The following is an 18640-nucleotide window of genomic DNA, read 5'->3' as shown; positions in this document are numbered from 1 at the left end:
TGAATGGTATCTCGATATGATCTCAAACTGCTGATATGATAATCTCTCCACTGGAATATCAACTCACACCGATAGAGTGAGATCACGTCGTGCTCGACCGGGTCACCAGCATGCAGGTTTTCGTCCGGGTCGCAGCGCTGGGCAGCTTCTCGGCGGCCGCGCGAGCGCTCGACCTGTCCCAGACGATGGTGACGAAGCATGTGGCTGCCCTTGAGGACAGGCTCGGGGTCAAGCTGCTGCATCGCTCCACCCGGAAGCTGGTGCTGACCGAAGGCGGCCGTGATTATCTCACGGCCTGCGAGCGCATCCTGGCCGAGATCGAGGAGGCGGAGGCCTCCGCCAGCCTGGACCGGATCGAGCCGAGAGGGACCTTGCGGCTCAACGTACCCCTCACCTTCGGATTCCGCCACATCGCCCCTGCCCTGCCCGAGTTCAACCGCCTCCACCCGGACGTGTCCTTCGATCTCGGCCTCGCCGACCGCTTCGTGGATCTGATCGAGGAAGGGTGGGACCTAGCGATCCGGATCGGACGGCTGAAGGATTCGAGCCTTGTCGCCCGGCGCCTGGCTGACTGCCGGATCGTGGTCTGTGCCGCCCCTTCCTATCTGAAGAAGCACGGGGCCCCGCAGAGCCTGGACGATCTCTCCCGGCACAATTGCCTTGGCTACACGCTGCCGAGCGCCGTCGAGGCGAACCGCTGGACCTTCGGCCGGGACGGCGAGATCGTGGTGCCGGTGCAGGGGAACCTTCGCGCCAACAACGGCGACGCCCTGCTCGCTGCGGCCATTGCCGGACAGGGGCTGATCTATCAGCCCACCTTCATCGTCGGCGACAGCCTGCGCAACGGCAGCCTCGTGCCGGTGCTCGGCGGCTACCCGATCCACCCGCCCGGCATCCATGCGGTCCTGCCCTCAGGCCGCCAGGCTCCGGCCAAGGTGCGCGTCTTCATCGAGTTCCTGGCCCGGCGCTTTGCGCCGGAGCCCGAATGGGACCGGGGCTTACGATAGGCTGATGGTGGCCTTCGCACCCTTTACCGGCTAAAGCTAATCGACGTCTGTTTTCGAGGGTTCACGCCTATGGTCGCTACCTGGGCCGTCGTGTTGTCGGCACTGGTCTATCTCTGCTTCCTGTTCACGGTGGCCTACTGGGGCGACAACTGGGGACGGCGCTTCGTTCAGGGGCCCGCCCGCTCCACGATCGCGGCCCTCGCGCTCGCGGTCTATTGCACGTCCTGGACGTTCTTCGGATCGGTCGGGCTTGCCAGCCATTCCGGCTTCGACTTTCTCGCCATCTATATCGGCCCGATCCTGGTGATTGGCTTAGGGTTCCCGCTCGTCGCCCGGGTGGTGCGGGTGGCCAAGACCCAGAACATCTCCTCCATCGCCGACTTCGTGGCTGCCCGCTACGGCAAGAGCGAGCGCGTGGCGGCGTTGGTGAGCCTGATCGCCCTCGTCGGCTCGGTGCCCTACATCGCCTTGCAGCTCAAAGCCGTCTCATCGTCGCTCGACGTGTTCCTGACGGCAGCGAACGGTGAGTCCCTGACCCAGCTGCCGGTCCTCGGCGATCTCGCCCTTGTGGTTGCCCTCGTGCTGGCAGGCTTCGCCGTCGCCTTCGGTACGCGCCACACGGATGCGACCGCACACCAGAACGGACTTCTGCTGGCCATCTCCATCGAGTCCCTGGTGAAGCTGATCGCCTTCCTGATCGTCGGCGGCTACATCACCTTCGTGATGTTCGGCGGCTATGACGACATCGTCCAGCACCTCAACGCGCAGGGCACCACGTCCGCCCTGATGGAGCGGACGTCGGGCTTCGGCAGCTACATCACGCTCATCCTGCTCTCGACCTGCGCCACCCTTCTGCTGCCGCGCCAGTTCCATGTCACCGTGGTCGAGAACCACGACATCGCGGACCTGAAGCGCGCGGCCTGGCTGTTCCCGCTCTATCTCGTTCTCATCAACCTCTTCGTCGTGCCCATCGCCCTGGCGGGCCTCGCGGCATTCCCGGAAGGCACCATCGACCGGGACATGACCCTGCTGGCGCTGCCGCTGTCGGACAAAGCCGGCACCCTGGCCGTGATCGCATTCCTCGGCGGTTTCTCGGCCGCCACCGCCATGGTGATCGTCGATTCCGTCGCCGTGGCGGTGATGATCTCGAACCATCTGGTCATGCCCATCGTGCTGCGGCGACGCGCCTTCGCGGGCATCGATCCCGGCAGCTTCGTGATCGGCGTGAGGCGCATCTCCATCATTCTCGTCATCCTGCTGGGCTATTTCTACTATCGCGCATCCGGCGAGGCGGCACTCGCGGCTATCGGGCTTCTGTCCTTTGCCGCCATCGCGCAGGTCGCGCCGGCCTTTCTCGGCGGCCTGATCTGGTCGCGCGGCACGGCGCTCGGCGCCAGCGTCGGCCTCGTCGTCGGGTTCGTCACCTGGGCCTACACGCTCCTTCTGCCGAGCCTCGTCTGGGATGGGGTGTTCTGGTCGGATGTAGTCGTCACAGGCCCCTTCGGCGTCACGGCGCTGAAGCCTACGGCCCTGTTCGGAGTCGACCTGCCCCAGCTCACCCATGGGGTCGTCTGGAGCCTGACGCTCAACATCCTGTGCTACATCGCCTTCTCCCTGTGGCGGCCGGTGACCGCCATGGAGCAGATCCAGGCCAATGTCTTCCTCGGCGAGGCTGCTGCTTCCGCCACGCCGAGCTTCCGCCTGTTCCGCGCCAGCGTGAGCGTCGGCGAGCTGCGCGCCACCGTCGCCCGCTATCTCGGCGAGGAGCGCACCTCCCGCTCGTTCGAAGGGTTCGCCCACAGCCGCGGCCAGAGCCTGGACACGCGCGCCGAGGCGGACATCCATCTTCTGCGTTATGCGGAGCACCTTCTGGCCTCGGCCATCGGCACCGCCTCCTCGCGCCTTGCCCTGTCCCTGCTGCTGCGACGCCGCACCGTCTCGACGGAAGCGGCCCTCAAGCTGCTCGACGATGCGTCGGCGGCGATCCAGCACAGCCGCGATCTTCTCCAGCACGCGCTCAACTATGCCAAGCAGGGCATCACGGTGATCGACAGCGACCTGCGGCTGCTGGCGTGGAACCAGGCTTTCCTCGACCTGTACGACATGCCGCCCAACTTCGTGCAGGTTGGGATCGGCATGGAGCAGATCGTGCGCTACAACGCCTCGCGCGGCTCCTACGGGCCCGGCAAGATCGAGGATCTCGTGGAAGCCCGCCTCCATTCCTTCCGGCACGATGTGGAGCCGGTGCGACTCAGGCTCTATCCCTCCGGCAAGGTGATCGAAATCCGCTCGAACCTCCTGCCCGACGGCGGCCACGTGACCACCTACACGGACGTCACCGATACCGTTCTCGCCGAAGAAGCGAGCCGTCGCGCCAACGAGACCCTGGAGCAGCGGGTGCGCGAGCGAACCGAGGAACTCACGCGCCTCAACGAGGCACTTCGCAACGCCAAGGCGGAGGCCGATGAGGCCAACATTTCCAAGACGCGCTTCCTCGCTGCCGCCTCGCACGACATCCTGCAGCCGCTCAATGCGGCGCGCCTCTATGCCACGTCGCTCGTGGAGCGCGACCGCGAAGCAGGCGATGGAACGCTGGCCGAGAACATCGATGCGTCCCTCGACGCCGTCGAGGAGATCCTCACCGCCATTCTGGACATCTCGCGCCTCGACACCGGCGCCATGAAGCCGCAATGGTCGAGCTTCCGCATCGACGAAATGTTCCGCCAGCTGCAGCGCGAGTTCGAGCCTGTTGCCAAGGCCAAGAACCTGAAGCTCACCTTCGTGCCCTCATCCCTGACGGTGCGTTCCGACCGGCGTCTCATGCGCCGCCTGCTGCAGAACCTGATCTCCAATGCGATCAAGTACACACCTGCCGGGCGCGTGCTCGTCGGCGCACGCAGGCGCGCCGGGCATCTCGTCCTCGAAGTTTGGGATACCGGCCTCGGCATTCCGTCCTCCAAGCAGCGCGTCGTCTTCCGCGAGTTCCAGCGGCTGGATCAGGGCATGAAGGTGGCGCGCGGCCTGGGGCTGGGCCTCTCCATCGTCGAGCGCATCGGCCGCGTGCTCAAGCACCCGATCACGCTGAACTCCGAGGTCGGGCGCGGCTCCGTGTTCCGGGTCGAAGTGCCTGTGGTCGCCGCTCTTCCGGCGACGGCCGCAGCGCCCGAGCCGCCGAAGGCTCCGGCAACCGTGCTGTCGGGCCTGCGCGTGCTGGTCATCGACAACGAGCCCGCCATCCTGGAGGGCATGCGTCTTCTGCTCACGGGATGGGGCTGCGAGGTCTGGACGGCGTCGGACCTCGAGACGGCCCATCAGGCGCTGCGCACGAGCAAGGGGCTGCCGGAAGTGATCATCGCCGATTACCACCTCGACGACACGGACGGTCTCGAACTGATCAAGGCCCTGCGGTGGAAGACCCAGGTCGACACACCTGCCGTACTCGTGACGGCCGACCGCACGCCGGCCGTCCGCGAGGCTGCCGCGGCGATGAACATCCACGTCCTCAACAAGCCGCTGAAGCCTGCGGCCTTCCGGGCGCTGCTGACCCAATGGCGGGCCACCAGGGTGGCGGCCGAGTAGAGAACACCGTGTCATCACCGGCCTTGTGCCGGTGATCTCGACCATGTGAAGCGCCGCGAATTCCCGCATTGGGATGGCCGGGACGAGCCCGGCCATGACGGGCGTGTTAAACGGGTCTCAGCGCCTCATCGACAGCCGCCACGGCGTGGATCGTCGTGGTGTCGAACAACGGCACGGCGCTGTCTTCGTTCTTCACCAGGAGCATGATCTCGGTGCAGCCGAGGATGACGCATTGGGCGCCGCGTTCGATCAGTCGCGCGATGACCGCGCGATAGGCCTGGCGCGACTCCGGCCTGACCTGTCCGAGAACGAGCTCCTTGTAGATGATCTCATGGACGATCCGGCGGTCGTCCTCGTCCGGCACCAGAACGTCGAGGCCGTGGCGCTGCTGCAGGCGGCCCTTGTAGAAGTCCTGCTCCATGGTGAAGGCGGTGCCGAGGAGGCCGACCCGCTCGAAGCCCGAGGCCTTGATCTGCTCGGCCGTGGGATCGGCAATATGGAGCAGCGGGATGCTGACAGTGGAGGAAATCGCATCGGCCAGGCGATGCATCGTATTGGTGCAGACAACGATGAAATCGGCCCCGCCGCGCTCCAGCCGAATTGCGGCTTCCTTCATCGACTCAGCAAGTCTCTCCCACTCGCCATCGTGCTGAAGTCGCTTGATCTCTTCGAAATCAAAGGACCACATCAGGCATTGCGCCGAGTGCACGCCCCCGAGCCGCCGATTCGTCTCCTGATTGATGATGCGGTAGTACTCGGCCGAGCTTTCCCAACTCATGCCGCCGATGAGCCCAATGGTCTTCATGATAGGCCTTTAAGGATTTGGCGTGTAGGGAGCGCGGCCGCTGGCGAGCGCGTCGTCGAGCAGGTCAAGCCGGTCCTGGCCCCAGAACACCTCGCCGTCGAGCACATAGGCCGGTGAGCCGAACACATCGCCCGCCACCGCATTCTCCAGATTGAGGGCGTAAATGGCCTCGGTGGTGCTGCCGGTCGCCACATCCATGAGCGTGGACGAGTCGAAACCCGCCTGCTCGGCCAGCTCCGCGAGCACGAGCGGATCGGCCAGATTGCGCTCCTCCTCCCACACGGCAGCATACGCCCGGCGCAGGAAGGCGTCCGGGCTCTTGCCGGAGGCGTTGATGGCGATCACGAACCGGTCGGCGAGATTCACATCGAAGGGCCAGTGCTTCGGGGTGATATTGAAAGCGAGGCCCCGCTTCTCGCGCCAGCGCTGGAGTTCGAGGATCCGGTAGCGCTGGCGGGCCGGGTGGCGCTGGGCCAGCGGCAGACCGCCGGTTTCCGCAAAGACCCGCCCCAGGAATACCGGCTTGTAATTGACCTCGACGCCGTGCCTCTGGACGATCTCCATGAAGGGGGCATGGCCGATATACGCCCAAGGGCTCACGAGGGAAAAGTAATAGTCGATGATGCGGGGCATGGGTCCGATTCGGGGTTGAAGGGCCAGAGCGGCGATGCTCCAGCTTGGACCATCAGGCCGCGCTCTTCAACGTCTCTTCCGCCGTGAGGAAGGCTTCGACCTCGGGAGCAGCCTTCGGAGCCTCCGCCTGCAGCCCGATCTCCGCCAGCAGGCGGGGCATGGACACGAAGCTTCGTAGCTTGCGGTCGTAGAGCCCTGCCTTCACCAGAGCGATGGCATTGAGGATGAGGCTCCCGTCCTTCGACCGGGAGACCAGCCTGTGCTCCATCACCACGTGGGTACCGGACCAGGTGAGGATGCGCGTCTCCAGGGTGAAGGGCCGAAACGGCCGCAACTCGCGGCGAAAACGGATCTGGCCCGCATTCACCACGGGCACCCATCCATTCCTGAGGATGGGCCGCCACAGGCCCGAGCGGATCATCATATCCGTACGACCGAGATCCATGAGCGTCCAGTAGCGCCCGTTATTCATGTGCAGCGACGTGTCGAGATCGTGCGGCCACACGCGGAAAGCGAGGCGCGACACATCCCGCGCCGGGTCGAGCTTCGGCCGGACGAAGGATGCGACGATCAGGTGAAGGAGGCGCAGCCACAGGTTCATGTGAGTCCGATCCCGGTCTGCCGCTGATACGACAGAAGATCGAGGGAGGGCACCTCGAAGCCGAAGCCCGTCAGCAGGCAATGCGCCTGCCCGCGATGGTGAGTCTGATGGTTGAAGAAATGCGCGAGAGCCGTGGCCAGAGGCTGCTCGAACTCCGACGGGTTGACGATCGTCCGGTATCGGATGCGTCCCATGATGTCTGCGTCGGAGAGATTATGGATATAGGCGACGATCCGCTCGTCCTCATCTGCCCGCGCCGCGCGAAGCTCGGCAAGATCCTCGAACAGGATGGCGTCGAGCCGGTTCGGCGCCTCACCCTGTCCAGTGAAGCGCTTCATCCATATGCGGTCGGCAACAAGAATGTGGTTCAGGGTCCCATGAACCGACTTGAAGAACGCTCCGCGATCCGCGCGGTAATCCGCATCGGGCAATTGCGCGGCGATTTCATAGAGGCGCTCGTTGCACCAGGCATTGTAGCCCGCCATCATGACGAAGTGCTGTTTCATGGAGTTCCCCCTTCTTCCCTCTCCCCTCTGCGGGAGAGGGTGGCGAGCGGAGCGAGCCGGGAGAGGGGCTGTGCTCGACCTCTGACGGCCCCTCTCCCGACCCTTGTTGACACAAGGGTCACCCTCTCCCGCGAAGGGGAGAGGGTCAGGTGGGTCACGCCGCCTTCTTCGCGCTTGCGCGTCCATAGAACGTCTCGCCGCTCGACGCCATGTCGAGGAGGAGCTTCGGTGGCGCGAAGCGGTCGCCGTGCTTGGCCTGCAGCGACTGGCACAAAGCCACGAAGGCTTTTGCACCCATGAAGTCGATGTAGGACAGCGCGCCGCCCGTATAGGGCGCAAAGCCGAAGCCGAGGATCGAGCCCACATCCGCCTCGCGCGGATCGGTGACGACGCCCTCCTCGACCGTGCGCGCGGCTTCCAGAGCCTGCGTGACGAGCAGGCGCTGCTTCAACTCGTCCATGTCGATGAGTTCAGCCGCTGCCGGGTTCACCTGCAGATCCGTCAGCCCGAGCCAGAGACGCTTGGGCGCGCCTTCCGGATAGTCGTAGAACCCTTTCCGGTTCTTGCGGCCGAGGCGTCCCTCCTTCTCCACGAGCGTGGTGAGCAGCTCTTCCTGCTCGGGGATGATGGCGGCATCGCCCAGCTGCGCCTTGGTGGCGCGCAGGATCTTGAGGCCGAGATCGACGCCGACCTCGTCGTTGAGGGAGAGCGGCCCGACCGGCATGCCCGCCTGCTTTCCGGCCTGCTCGATCATGGTGGCCGGCACGCCCTGGGTGAGCATGAGATGGCCTTCGAGGATGTAGGCGAGGACGCAGCGGTTGGCGAAGAAGCCCCGCGAGTCGTTGACGACGATCGGCGTCTTCTTGATCAGGCGCACATAATCGAGCGCGGTGGCGAGCGCCTTGTCGCCCGTCTCCTTGCCCATGATGACCTCGACCAGCATCATCTTCTCGACCGGCGAGAAGAAGTGGATGCCGATGAACTGGCCGGCATTCTTCGACTGCTGTGCAAGTCCTGAAATCGGCAGCGTCGAGGTGTTGGAGGCGAAGATGCAATCCGGACGGATAGCCGCTTCCACCTTCTGGATCACCTCGGCCTTTACCTTGGGATCCTCGAACACCGCCTCGATGACGAGGTCGCAATCCTTCAGGTCATTGTAGTCGGCGGAGGGCGTGATGCGTGCGAGCAGCGCGTCGCGGTCAGCCGTCTTGGCGCGGCCCTTCATGACCTGATCGGACATGAGCTTGTGCGAGTGCGCCTTGCCCTTCTCGGCCGCTTCCACATCGCGGTCGATAAGCACCACCTCAAGCCCCGCATTGGCCGTGACATAGGCCACGCTCGCGCCCATGAAGCCCGCGCCGATGACGCCGACTTTCTTGAGGCTGGTGGCCGGCACGTCCTTCGGACGGCGTGCGCCCTTGTTGAGATCCTGCATGGAGATGAAGAGCGTGCGGATCATCGCCGCCGCCTCCTTCGAGCGTAGGATCTTGGCAAACCAGCGCGATTCCACCTTCAAGGCAAGGTCCATCGGCAGCTGCAGGCCCTGATAGACGGACTCGAGAATGGCGCGGATCGCCGGATAGTTGTCCTGCGTCTCACGGCGGTAGATGGCATTGGCCGGAGGCCAGATCTGCATGCCGGCAGCGGAGAACACCTTGTTGGAGGGCAGCTTGTAGCCCTTCTGGTCCCAGGGCGCGACGGCGGAGCCGCCGTTCTTGATCCAGTCCTTGGCTGCCTGCACGATCTCCTCGCGCGGCGCGACGGCATGCACGAGCCCCATGTTGCGGGCCATCAATGGGCGGATCTGCTCGCCCTTGAACAGCATCTGGAGCGCATCGCCCGTCTGCATGAGACGCGCCACGCGCTGTGTGCCACCGGCACCGGGGAAGAGCCCGACCTTCACCTCCGGCAGGCCGACGCGGGTGGAATCCACGTCCGACAGCACCCTATAATGGCAGGCGAGCGCAAGCTCGAAGGCGCCGCCGAGGCACACGCCGTGCACGGCCGCGGCGAACGGCTTGCCGCAGGTCTCAAGACGGCGGTAGAGCAGCGAGAGCTTGCGCGACTCGTCGAAGAAGAACTGCATCGCAGCCTCTTCGCCCTTCTCCTTGGCCAAGCGCGCATATTCCGCGCCGAGCCCCTGGAGCATGGTGAGGTCCGCGCCGCCCGAGAACGCCTCCTTGCCGGAGGTGATGACGCAACCCTTGATGGCCTCGTCGCCCACGACCGTGTCGATGATCCGCTCCAGCTCGCCCATCACCTCGGGGGTGATCACGTTCATGGAGCGTCCCGGCATGTCCCAGGTGGCAAGCGCAATGCCGTCGGCGTCTGTCTCGAAGCGGAAATTGGTGAAGTTCGTCATGGAATGTCTCCCGTTCCGCTCGTTCTCAAACCCGCTCGATGATCGCGGCCGTGCCCATGCCGGCGGCAACGCACAACGTCACGAGCGCCGTCTGCTTGTTCGTGCGCTCCAGCTCGTCGAGCACCGTGCCCAGGATCATGGCGCCGGTGGCGCCGAGCGGATGGCCCATGGCGATGGCGCCGCCATTCACGTTGACCTTCGCCGGGTCGAGATCCATCGCCTGGATGTAGCGCAGCACCACAGACGAGAAGGCTTCGTTGATCTCGAAGAGATCAATATCGTCCTTGGTCATGCCGGCCTTGCGCAAAGCCAGCTCCGAGACGTCGATGGGGCCGGTGAGCATGAGCGCGAGATCGGACCCGATGGAGGCAAAGCCCTTGATGCGCGCGCGGGCTTTGAGGCCGGCCTTCGCGCCGCCCTCCTTGTTGCCGACAAGAACGGCGGCCGCGCCGTCGACGATGCCCGACGAGTTGCCTGCGTGGTGCACGTGATTGACGAACTCCACGTCCGGGTGAGCGGCGATCGCCACAGCGTCGAAGCCGCCCATCTCGCCCATCTGCACGAAGGCAGCCTTGAGCTGGCCCAGCGACTGCATGTCGGTCTGCGGCCGCATGTGCTCGTCCTTGGCGAGAATCGTGAGGCCGTTGATGTCCTTCACCGGCACGACGGATTTTGAAAAGCGCCCCTCGTCCCAGGCCTTCCCGGCACGCTTCTGCGACTCGACCGCATAGGCGTCGACGTCATCGCGGGAGAAGCCATATTTCGTGGCGATCAGGTCCGCGGAGATACCCTGCGGCAGGAAGTAGTTGTCGATGGCGATGCCCGGATCCACCGGCCATGCGCCGCCCGAGGCGCCCATGCCGACGCGGCTCATGGATTCCACGCCGCCGCCGATGGTGATGTCCTTCATGCCCGACATGACCTGCGCGGCCGCAAGAGCGACCGCATCGAGACCGGAGGCGCAGAAGCGGTTGATCTGAACGCCCGGAACCTCCTTGCCGAAGCCGGCCTTGAGCGCCGCCGCGCGGGCGATGTCGCCGCCGGCCTCGCCCACCGGGTCGACGCAGCCCAGCACCACGTCCTCCACCAGCTTGGGGTCGAGGTTGTTGCGGCGGCGGATCGCGTCGAGCGTCGTCACGGCGAGATCGACGGCCGGCACCTCATGCAGCGAACCATCCGGCTTGCCGCGTCCGCGCGGAGTGCGGACGGCGTCGTAGATATAGGCTTCAGCCATGGAGGCCTCCTGGGTCTCTGTCGTCCCGGACGCGAAGCGATCCGGGGATCGTTATCAGAATAGAACGCTTTACTCGTCTTGCGATCCCGGCTCTTCGGCCGGGATGACGCTTGTTGTCAGAAAGCTTCCATCGGCAGCGCCATGGTGGCGTCCGCGCCCGTGGTGATGCGGGCAAGGCGCGTGGCGGTTTCGGGCATCATGCGCTCCATGTAGAAGCGGCCGGTGAGCAGCTTGGCGTCCATCTTGTCGGCGACGCCATTGCCCTCAGCCTTCCTGCCTTGAGCGGCCTTCGCCATCTTGGCCCACATATAGCCCATGACCACGGTGCCGAAGAGATGCATGTAGTCGGTGGCGCCGGCGCCGGCATTGTCGGGCTTTGCCATGGCGTTCTGCATGAACCACATGGTGGCCTGCTGGAGATGGCCCAGACCCTGCTGCAGCGGCGCGATATAGGACTGCAAGCTTTCGTCGCCCGCGTTCTCCTGACAGAAGGCGCCGACCTCGTTGAAGAAGGTCATGACGGCGCGTCCGCCGTCCTTGCCGAGCTTGCGGCCCACGAGGTCCATGGCCTGGATGCCGTTGGCGCCCTCATAGATCTGCGTGATGCGGGCATCGCGCACGAACTGCGACATGCCCCATTCCTCGATATAGCCGTGGCCGCCGAACATCTGCTGCGCCTTGACGGCGTTGTCGAAGCCGAGATCGGTCAGCACGCCTTTCACCACCGGGGTCATGAGGCCCATGTAGTCCTCGGCGGTCTGGCGCTGCGCGTCGTCGGAGGAGCGGTGCGCGATGTCGCTGTTGAGCCCGGTCCAGACGATGAGCGCGCGGCCCGCCTCGTTGAAGGCCTTGATCGACATCAGCGTGCGGCGCACGTCCGGGTGCACGATGATCGGATCGGCAGGCTTGTCGGGGAATTTCGCGCCCGTGAGCGAGCGGCCCTGCAGGCGGTCCTTCGCATAGGCGACGGCGTTCTGATAAGCCACCTCGGACTGGGCCAGTCCCTGCACGCCCACCGCAAGCCGCGCCTCGTTCATCATCACGAACATGGCGTTGAGACCACGGTTCTCCTGACCGACGAGCCAGCCCTTTGCGCCGTCGTAGTTCATCACGCAGGTGGCGTTGCCGTGGATGCCCATCTTGTGCTCGAGGGAGCCGCAGGAGACGCCGTTGCGCTCACCCAGCGAGCCGTCCTCGTTCACGAGAACCTTCGGCACCACGAAGAGCGAGATGCCCTTGGTGCCCTGGGGGGCGCCCTCGATGCGGGCCAGCACCAGATGGACGATGTTCTCCGCCATGTCGTGATCGCCGGCGGAGATGAAGATCTTGGTGCCGGAGATGGCATAGGAGCCGTCGCCGTTCGGCACGGCCTTGGTCTTGAGCATCCCGAGATCCGTGCCGCAATGGGGCTCGGTGAGGTTCATGGTGCCGGTCCATGTGCCCTCGATCATCTTCGGCAGATAGATCTGCTTCTGCTCCTCGGTGCCGTGCTCGATGAGCGCCGCGATGGCGCCTTGGGTCAGGCCCGGATACATGCCCAGCGCCAGGTTCGACGAGGAGACGAATTCCTGCATGATCGTGTTGAGGACCGAAGGAAGCCCCTGCCCTCCGAACTCCTCCGGCGCAGCCAGACCCATCCAGCCGCCGGCCGCATAAGCTTCATAAGCTTCCCTAAAGCCCTTCGGCGTGGTCACCGATCCGTCCGGGTTGCGGGTGCAGCCCTCCTGGTCGCCGGACAGGTTCAGAGGCGCGAACACCTCCTCGCAGAGCTTGGCGCCCTCGGCCAGGATCGCCTCCACCGTGTCGGGCGTCGCGTCGGCGAAACCGGGCAGGTTGTTGTAGCGCTCGATGGGGAACACGTCGTTCAGAAGGAACATGACGTCTTCGACGGGGGCCTTGTAGACCGGCATTCGGATGTCTCCCAGGTCGGATCGGGCGCGTATCTTCCCATACGAGAAGATATCGGCCAAGCAGATAGTTCACATATAAACTATCCAGCCGCGTTTGGAAGAGGCGGGCATCGAATCTTTTGGGGGATCCATAGAAACAGCCTGAGGGCTTGCCGGCTGCTCTTGACCATGGCTCCCCTTGCGCGACGGTCCGCGCACAAACGAAAAGCCCTCCGGTATCGAGGCCGATAGCCTGATGCCGGAGGGCTTGTTTCAGTCGGCTGCGCAGAGCGCGCGGTTCAGGCAGCGGCCGCCAGACCGGCGCGGCGGGCCTGGAGTTCGGCCAGAGCTTCCTCGATTTCCTTCTTCTGCTGCTCCAGATGCTGGATCTGATCCTCGACCTGTTCGAGGGACAGCTTGAGGTTCATGGCCGGGCCATTGCCCGAGCGCTCCTCGGCCAGCATGGCGCGGATCTCGGTCAGGGTGAAGCCGAGCTGCTTGCCCTTCAGAATTACCGAGAGGCGCTCACGGTCGCGGGCGTCGTAGATGCGGGCGGTGCCGTCCCGGCGGGGGGACAGGAGGCCGCGATCCTCGTAGAACCGGAGGGTCCGGAGGGTCACCCCGAACTCGCGCGCGAGATCGCCGATCGTGTACTGCTTTGCACCCTCTGCTGCATCACCAGCTTTGGCGCCGATTGCGTATTGGTCCATGGATTGCCCCGTCATCTCACTACTTCTCGGCTCCGTGCTCGACGCACATCCCCTTTGGTAACAAAATGATAGAACATATAATTCGGAAGATGCAAGGGTATTACAACCATCGGCTGCCGGTAGGGCAAAAGAACCCGCTCTTTGCGGCATGACCCAAGGTAATAGTCTGCCCATCCGGCGGGCAATCTGCCCGAAAACCTCTCCATTTAACGGGTTTTTTACTACGCGCGACGAAAGCTGTGCTGCCGGATGAAGGGATTGGAGGCGCCATGATTCGCCGCTTCTCCACTGCCCTTTGCCCGTCAGGCGGAGATCGGCACGGGGCCCATCTTGGTCTTGAGGAGTTTCAGCGTATCCCCGCGAGCCCATGATGAGACGACACGTCCTCTCAAGACTTGACGACCTCGACGCCCGTGAGCTGGCCATGGCCGCGGCACGCCGGGCGGGCTTGAGTCTCGAGGAATGGGCGGCGGCCGTTCTGGCCGGGCTGGACGACGAACCCTCTCCCTCCTTTCGGCCCAAGCCCCGCCGGCCCGCCGGCAGCGATCTCGACACCCTGATCGCCCGGATGTCCTCCGCACCGCGCCCGCAGCCGAAGAAGAATTACGACGCCCTCAGGGCGGCCATCGCGGCCGAGAGCGAGCGGCAGGCCCAGGATCAGGCTTCGCGGACGGCCATCGCCCTGGAATCGATGGCAAGCTGGATCGAGCAGGCCGAGACCCGCCTCAACAATGCCGCCCGCGCCTCCGTCGGTCAGCAGGAGCGCATCGCGGCCATCCTGTCCCAGGCGTTGTCGTCCTTGAAGGAGCGCCTCGACACGGTCGAGCGCCGGGTCGCCACCGAGCGGGCCGATCCGCCGCGCATCGAGTTCCCCACGGAGGAAGCGCTCAGGGCGCTCGCCCCGGTGTCCGAGACCCTGTCCGGCCTGCGGGCCGACATGGCCCGGCTCGCCAGCCGCCTGGAGCAACCGAACCCGGACCTCGCGCCGGCTGTCGAGACGATCCGCACGGAGATCGACACCCTCCGGTCGGGCATGGAGCATCTGGCGACCCGCCATGAGATCGCTGCCCTCGGGGCGTCCCTCGGCTCCCTTGCCAAGGACCTCGAGCAGGGACCGACAGCCAAGGACCTGCACACCCTCGCCGGCTCGATGACCGTCCTCTACGAAGAGGTCCAGACTCTCTCCGAGCGGGTCAATCACGAGCTGCATCACCACCTCGGCCTCGGGATCGACCGGGTCAAGGAGAAGATCGACCGCATGGCCGAAACGGGGATCGACCGCTCGGTCGTCGAATTCCTCAGCGGCCAGATCGTGGACCTGCGGCATGACCTGGCGAGCCGCGCCGAGCCGCAGCAGATGGCGCGGCTCTCGGGCGAAATTGAATCTCTCGGCAGGCAGATCGCCGAGCTTCGCCTTCATCAGGTCAGCAAGAGCGATTTCACCGCCCTGAAACGGTCCTTGGACGATGTCTGCTCGGCCCTCTACGTGACCGCCACGGCCCAGGACACGAGCAAGGTTCCGGACCTGCTGGAGAGCCTGGATCACCGCCTCGATCTCCTGGTCCGCCGCCCGGACCCGAAGCCGGCCGATCTCGCGCCGATCAGCGAGCAGCTGGCCCTCCTGACCGAACGCATGGCCAGCCTGTCCGGCAGCCGCTTCCCCGACAGCGACGCCATCAGCGGAATGCCCCATGAGCCGCTCCTGGAACGCTTCGACCGGATCGAGCAGGAACTGCGCCAGCTCAGCCAGCGGAGCGATGCCACCGGCCTGGCGCAGATGCTCCGGTCCATCGACGGGAAGCTCGAATGCCAGCCCACACAGCCGGCGGTGTTCGACAACCTGGAGCGGCAGGTCGCGGCCCTGACGGAACGCCTCGGGTCCATGCCCGGCGAGCCGCTGCACAGAGCCCTGGAAGAGGCGGCCGGGCATCTGACGAACCTGCAGAACGAGGCGGCTGGAATCGCCGAGCGTGCGGCCAGGGCCGCACTGAACGACATCCGGACAGCCGTGCCGGATTCGGGCGATCTGGACGCCCTCAAGCATGGCTTCGTCGAGCTGAAGGCCCTTCATACCCGCTCGGACAGGAAGACCCAGGAAACCCTGAAGTCGGTTCATGAGGCCCTGGAAGCGCTGGCGTCCCGCCTGCCGGGCCAGGCTGGGCCGATGGCCGCCAGCCCGCCTCTCCCATCCTCGGAACTGCCGCCCGCGGACCGCCTCGAAGCGGCCGTGCGCAAGCTTCATGCGGTCACCCTGTCGCGGATCGAGGATACCACGCTCCCTCGTCCCGACGCGCCCGTGCATACCCCGGGCGCAGCGGAAGCTCCGCCGCCTGCAGCCTCGGACTCCGACCAGGGCCATGTGCGCGCCAGCTTCATTGCGGCGGCACGAAGGGCTGCACAGAACGCCGAGCCCTCCCCCTCGCCGCTCGTCCAGGAGGCCGGTCCCACGAACGAACAGCAGGATGGACAGGCGGAGACGGCCACGCCGCCGCTGCCCTCCCTGTTCGCGCGCCTGCGCCGGACCTTCGACAACCACAGCCGTCCACTCCTTCTGGGGCTCGCGTTCCTGGTCCTGGCAGCCGGGACCGCACAGATCCTGTCCGGAGGGCACACCGCTTCAACCGCCGCATCGGCGAGTGCGCCGCAGCCGACTCAGGCTCCCGCGCCGGAAGCCCACGGCGCAGCACCTGTTCCTGCGGCCAAGCAGGAGTTGAGCCTGTTCCAGCGATCGAGCCTTGCCGCAGACACCTCGATCGCGGCTCCGCTGGCAGCCGGCCGGTTCCTCGTCGACCCGGCGACGGTCGGCGGCATCCCGGCCGATGTTCCAGCCGGTCTGCGGCAGGCGGCCCTGTCGGGCGATGCAGCGGCCCTCTACGAGATCGGCGCCCGGCTGGCGCAAGGGCGCGGCGTCGCCGCGCCCTTGGCAACAGCCGTTCGCCTCTTCGAGCGCGCCTCCCAGGCTGGCCTCCCGCCGGCTCAGGAACGTCTTGCCGCGATGTTCGAGAAGGGCCTCGGGGTCGGGCGCGATCTCAAGCAGGCTGTGTTCTGGTATGAGCGGGCGGCCCTGGGCGGGCATGTCCGCGCCATGCACAACCTCGCAACCCTGCTCACCTCCGGGGCCAGCGGCAAGCCGGACTATGTCACGGCCCTGCGCTGGTACACGGAGGCCGCAGAGGCCGGCTTCCGCGACAGCCAGTTCAACACGGGCCTTCTCCTCGCCCGCGGCATCGGCTCGAAGCCCGACCTGCCCAGGGCCTTCCAGTGGTTTTCCCTCGCGGCCGCTCAGGGGGATGCGGAAGCAGCCCGGAAGCGGGACGAGTTGGCCCCCCGCCTCAGCCCTGCGGATCTGAGGAATGCCAAAGCCGCCGTCGATCTTTGGCGCCCGCGCGCCGTGGACCCGATCGCGAACGAGCCGCCGGCCGCTGGCCCGGAATGGACGGCGGCCCTGGATCGATCTCTGCTTGACAGGAGTTGAAGGCAGGCAGGCTCCGTCATCTTCCGTTCAGAACATGACCGTTACATCGCCTGCATGATGCTGTAACAACGAGCTGTAACAACCACATGGCTGCACCGGCCACAGGGGAACCGGGTTGCAAATCTATTTGCCTATCGCTGAAATGCCTGTGAGCGTTCTTCTCATCCTCGGGATGGGTGCGGCGGTGGGCTTCATTTCAGGCCTGTTCGGAATCGGCGGCGGCTTCCTCATGACGCCGCTCCTGATCTTCCTCGGCATCCCCCCGGCGGTGGCCGTGGCAACCCAATCGGCCCAGATCGTCGCCTCCTCCACCACCAGCGTGCTCGGGGCGCTCAGACGCAACGCCCTCGACCACAAGCTCGGAGCCATCCTGGTGGCGGGCGGCTTCGTCGGATCGGCCCTCGGCGTCTGGTTCTTTGCGGCCGCGCGAAGAGCCGGTCAGCTCGATCTCGTGATCGTCATCTCCTACGTGACGCTGTTCACCATCGTCGGCAGCCTGATGCTGAAGGAGAGCATCCGGGAATTCTGGCACCGGCGGAAGGGGGGCACGGTGCGCCTGCGGCGCCGGGCTGGCGAGCATGCGCCCTATCTCGGCTGGCCCCTGCGCATGCGCTTCTACCGCTCCAAGCTCTATGTGAGCGTCATCCCGATCCTGGGACTTTCGCTCTTCATCGGGTTTGCCGGCGCCCTGCTGGGAATCGGCGGCGGCTTCATCGTGGTGCCGGCGCTTCTCTACATTTTCCGCGTGCCCACCACCGTGGTCGTCGGAACCTCCCAGTTCCAGATCGTCTGCACCACGTTGGTTGCGCTCATTCTCCACGCGATCACCAATCAGGCGGTCGACATGGTGCTGGCGATCCTCCTCATCGTCGGCGGTGTCTTCGGCGCTCAGTTCGGCGCCCGGATGGGACGCCATCTGCGGGCGGAGCTGTTCCGCTTCCTTCTCGCGATCCTGCTGCTGGCCGTGGGCCTGCGCTTCGGGCTCGAGCTCGTGCTTCAGCCGGAGGAGCCCTTCTCCATCTCCGTCCAGGAGGTGCGCACGTGAGGGCGCTCGGCCTCCTGATGCTCCTGCTGGTGAGCCTGGCACCCGCCCGGGCCGAGACCCTGATCACGTCCCTGTCGAACCATCGGGTTCTGATCAACTCCAACTATACCGGCACGGAGATCGCGGTGTTCGGCGCCATCGAGCGCGACGCCCAGACGGTTGCCCGCGCCACGGTCTACGACGTGGTGGTGACGGTGCGCGGTCCGCGTCAGTTCCTGACCGTGCGCGAGAAGGAGCGGCTCGGCCCCGTCTGGATCAACCAGGAACAGCAGAAATTCCCGTCGGTCCCCGCCTATATCAGCGTGATGACCTCCCGGCCGATTGAGGAGATCACCAGCGACCAGCTGCGCCAGCGGCAGAGGATCGGTCTCGCAGCCCTCGTCAATTCCAACGATTTTACCACCGGCCGCGACGGAGCGGACAGGCCGTTCCGGGATGCTCTCTACCGTCTGAAGGCCCAGGAGGGTCTTTACATTGAGGACGAGCGTGGCGTGACCTTCCTGACCCCGGACATCTTCCGCGCCGGGATTCCCCTGCCGGCCACCGCCCCACCGGGCAATTACGATGTGGATGTGACGCTGTTTGCCGACACCGTGATCCTGGCTCGCACCACCACCAATTTCGAGCTGGTGAAGACCGGCTTCGAAGAGCGGATCGGTGTCGTGGCCCGCGATTGGTCCCTGTTCTACGGCCTCGCGACGGCCGTGATCGCCATCTTCTTCGGCTGGCTCGCCAACGTCATCTTCCGGCGCGACTGAATAAGCCGCCAGGCTCGGCCTTTACAGGCAGGGATC

General features: G+C 65.5%; 13 protein-coding genes. 5 read left to right on the top strand and 8 right to left on the bottom strand.

Annotation, left to right across the window (positions count from 1 at the left end; translation table 11 throughout):
- Window positions 1-89 precede the first annotated feature (89 nt).
- Together MA07_RS22500 and MA07_RS22495 are read left to right on the top strand one after the other, a co-directional pair.
- Window positions 90-1007, top strand: coding sequence for a LysR family transcriptional regulator (locus tag MA07_RS22500; RefSeq protein WP_036357212.1), 918 nt, complete (start codon window positions 90-92; stop codon window positions 1005-1007).
- A 69-nt stretch (window positions 1008-1076) separates the two neighbouring features.
- Window positions 1077-4586 (top strand): PAS domain-containing hybrid sensor histidine kinase/response regulator, encoded by a 3510-nt coding sequence (locus MA07_RS22495; protein ID WP_036357209.1) that lies wholly within the window; start codon window positions 1077-1079, stop codon window positions 4584-4586.
- A 106-nt stretch (window positions 4587-4692) separates the two neighbouring features.
- Here the strand turns inward: MA07_RS22495 and MA07_RS22490 are convergent, their stop codons facing one another.
- The 8 genes from MA07_RS22490 to MA07_RS22455 all read right to left on the bottom strand — a co-directional run bounded on the left by MA07_RS22490 (window position 4693) and on the right by MA07_RS22455 (window position 13326).
- Window positions 4693-5391 (bottom strand): aspartate/glutamate racemase family protein, encoded by a 699-nt coding sequence (locus MA07_RS22490; RefSeq protein WP_036357200.1) that lies wholly within the window; start codon window positions 5389-5391, stop codon window positions 4693-4695.
- A 9-nt stretch (window positions 5392-5400) separates the two neighbouring features.
- Complete coding sequence (locus MA07_RS22485; RefSeq protein ID WP_036357197.1) at window positions 5401-6024, bottom strand: 2-hydroxychromene-2-carboxylate isomerase; 624 nt, start codon at window positions 6022-6024, stop codon at window positions 5401-5403.
- Window positions 6025-6076: 52 nt separating this feature from the next.
- Complete coding sequence (locus MA07_RS22480) at window positions 6077-6625, bottom strand: thioesterase family protein (protein ID WP_036357195.1); 549 nt, start codon at window positions 6623-6625, stop codon at window positions 6077-6079.
- Window positions 6622-7131: a DinB family protein gene (locus MA07_RS22475; protein WP_036357193.1), complete on the bottom strand. Its 510-nt coding sequence runs from the start codon at window positions 7129-7131 to the stop codon at window positions 6622-6624. The genes MA07_RS22480 and MA07_RS22475 overlap by 4 nt, the downstream gene beginning before the upstream one ends.
- A 154-nt stretch (window positions 7132-7285) precedes the next feature.
- Window positions 7286-9493, bottom strand: coding sequence for an FAD-dependent oxidoreductase (locus MA07_RS22470; protein ID WP_036357191.1), 2208 nt, complete (start codon window positions 9491-9493; stop codon window positions 7286-7288).
- 25 nt (window positions 9494-9518) lie between these two features.
- The gene (locus MA07_RS22465) at window positions 9519-10727 is read right to left on the bottom strand and encodes an acetyl-CoA C-acetyltransferase (RefSeq protein ID WP_036357190.1); all 1209 of its coding nucleotides are present in this window, start codon (window positions 10725-10727) and stop codon (window positions 9519-9521) included.
- A gap of 116 nt (window positions 10728-10843) precedes the next feature.
- The gene (locus MA07_RS22460; protein ID WP_036357188.1) at window positions 10844-12637 is read right to left on the bottom strand and encodes an acyl-CoA dehydrogenase C-terminal domain-containing protein; all 1794 of its coding nucleotides are present in this window, start codon (window positions 12635-12637) and stop codon (window positions 10844-10846) included.
- A gap of 278 nt (window positions 12638-12915) precedes the next feature.
- Window positions 12916-13326 (bottom strand): MerR family DNA-binding transcriptional regulator, encoded by a 411-nt coding sequence (locus MA07_RS22455; protein WP_036357185.1) that lies wholly within the window; start codon window positions 13324-13326, stop codon window positions 12916-12918.
- Between the two features lie 370 nt (window positions 13327-13696).
- Here MA07_RS22455 and MA07_RS22450 point away from each other — a divergent pair, with 370 nt between their 5' ends.
- The 3 genes from MA07_RS22450 to MA07_RS22440 all read left to right on the top strand — a co-directional run bounded on the left by MA07_RS22450 (window position 13697) and on the right by MA07_RS22440 (window position 18604).
- The gene (locus MA07_RS22450; protein ID WP_152568981.1) at window positions 13697-16801 is read left to right on the top strand and encodes a tetratricopeptide repeat protein; all 3105 of its coding nucleotides are present in this window, start codon (window positions 13697-13699) and stop codon (window positions 16799-16801) included.
- A 115-nt stretch (window positions 16802-16916) separates the two neighbouring features.
- Window positions 16917-17846 (top strand): sulfite exporter TauE/SafE family protein, encoded by a 930-nt coding sequence (locus MA07_RS22445; RefSeq protein WP_036357180.1) that lies wholly within the window; start codon window positions 16917-16919, stop codon window positions 17844-17846.
- Window positions 17843-18604: a TIGR02186 family protein gene (locus MA07_RS22440; RefSeq protein ID WP_244445334.1), complete on the top strand. Its 762-nt coding sequence runs from the start codon at window positions 17843-17845 to the stop codon at window positions 18602-18604. The genes MA07_RS22445 and MA07_RS22440 overlap by 4 nt, the downstream gene beginning before the upstream one ends.
- Window positions 18605-18640 lie beyond the last annotated feature (36 nt).

Source organism: Microvirga sp. BSC39 (assembly GCF_000739015.1).
Classification (GTDB): Bacteria; Pseudomonadota; Alphaproteobacteria; order Rhizobiales; family Beijerinckiaceae; genus Microvirga.
Note: the sequence above shows the minus strand (reverse complement) of the source record. Positions and strands in the feature narration are given on the sequence as shown.

Coding starts and splice junctions, on each gene's coding strand:
- MA07_RS22460 (WP_036357188.1), bottom strand. CDS start 12,637: ATGCCGGTCTACAAGGCCCCCGTCGAAGACGTCATGTTCCTTCTGAAC.
- MA07_RS22465 (WP_036357190.1), bottom strand. CDS start 10,727: ATGGCTGAAGCCTATATCTACGACGCCGTCCGCACTCCGCGCGGACGC.
- MA07_RS22455 (WP_036357185.1), bottom strand. CDS start 13,326: ATGGACCAATACGCAATCGGCGCCAAAGCTGGTGATGCAGCAGAGGGT.
- MA07_RS22480 (WP_036357195.1), bottom strand. CDS start 6,625: ATGAACCTGTGGCTGCGCCTCCTTCACCTGATCGTCGCATCCTTCGTC.
- MA07_RS22490 (WP_036357200.1), bottom strand. CDS start 5,391: ATGAAGACCATTGGGCTCATCGGCGGCATGAGTTGGGAAAGCTCGGCC.
- MA07_RS22485 (WP_036357197.1), bottom strand. CDS start 6,024: ATGCCCCGCATCATCGACTATTACTTTTCCCTCGTGAGCCCTTGGGCG.
- MA07_RS22475 (WP_036357193.1), bottom strand. CDS start 7,131: ATGAAACAGCACTTCGTCATGATGGCGGGCTACAATGCCTGGTGCAAC.
- MA07_RS22450 (WP_152568981.1), top strand. CDS start 13,697: ATGAGACGACACGTCCTCTCAAGACTTGACGACCTCGACGCCCGTGAG.
- MA07_RS22495 (WP_036357209.1), top strand. CDS start 1,077: ATGGTCGCTACCTGGGCCGTCGTGTTGTCGGCACTGGTCTATCTCTGC.
- MA07_RS22470 (WP_036357191.1), bottom strand. CDS start 9,493: ATGACGAACTTCACCAATTTCCGCTTCGAGACAGACGCCGACGGCATT.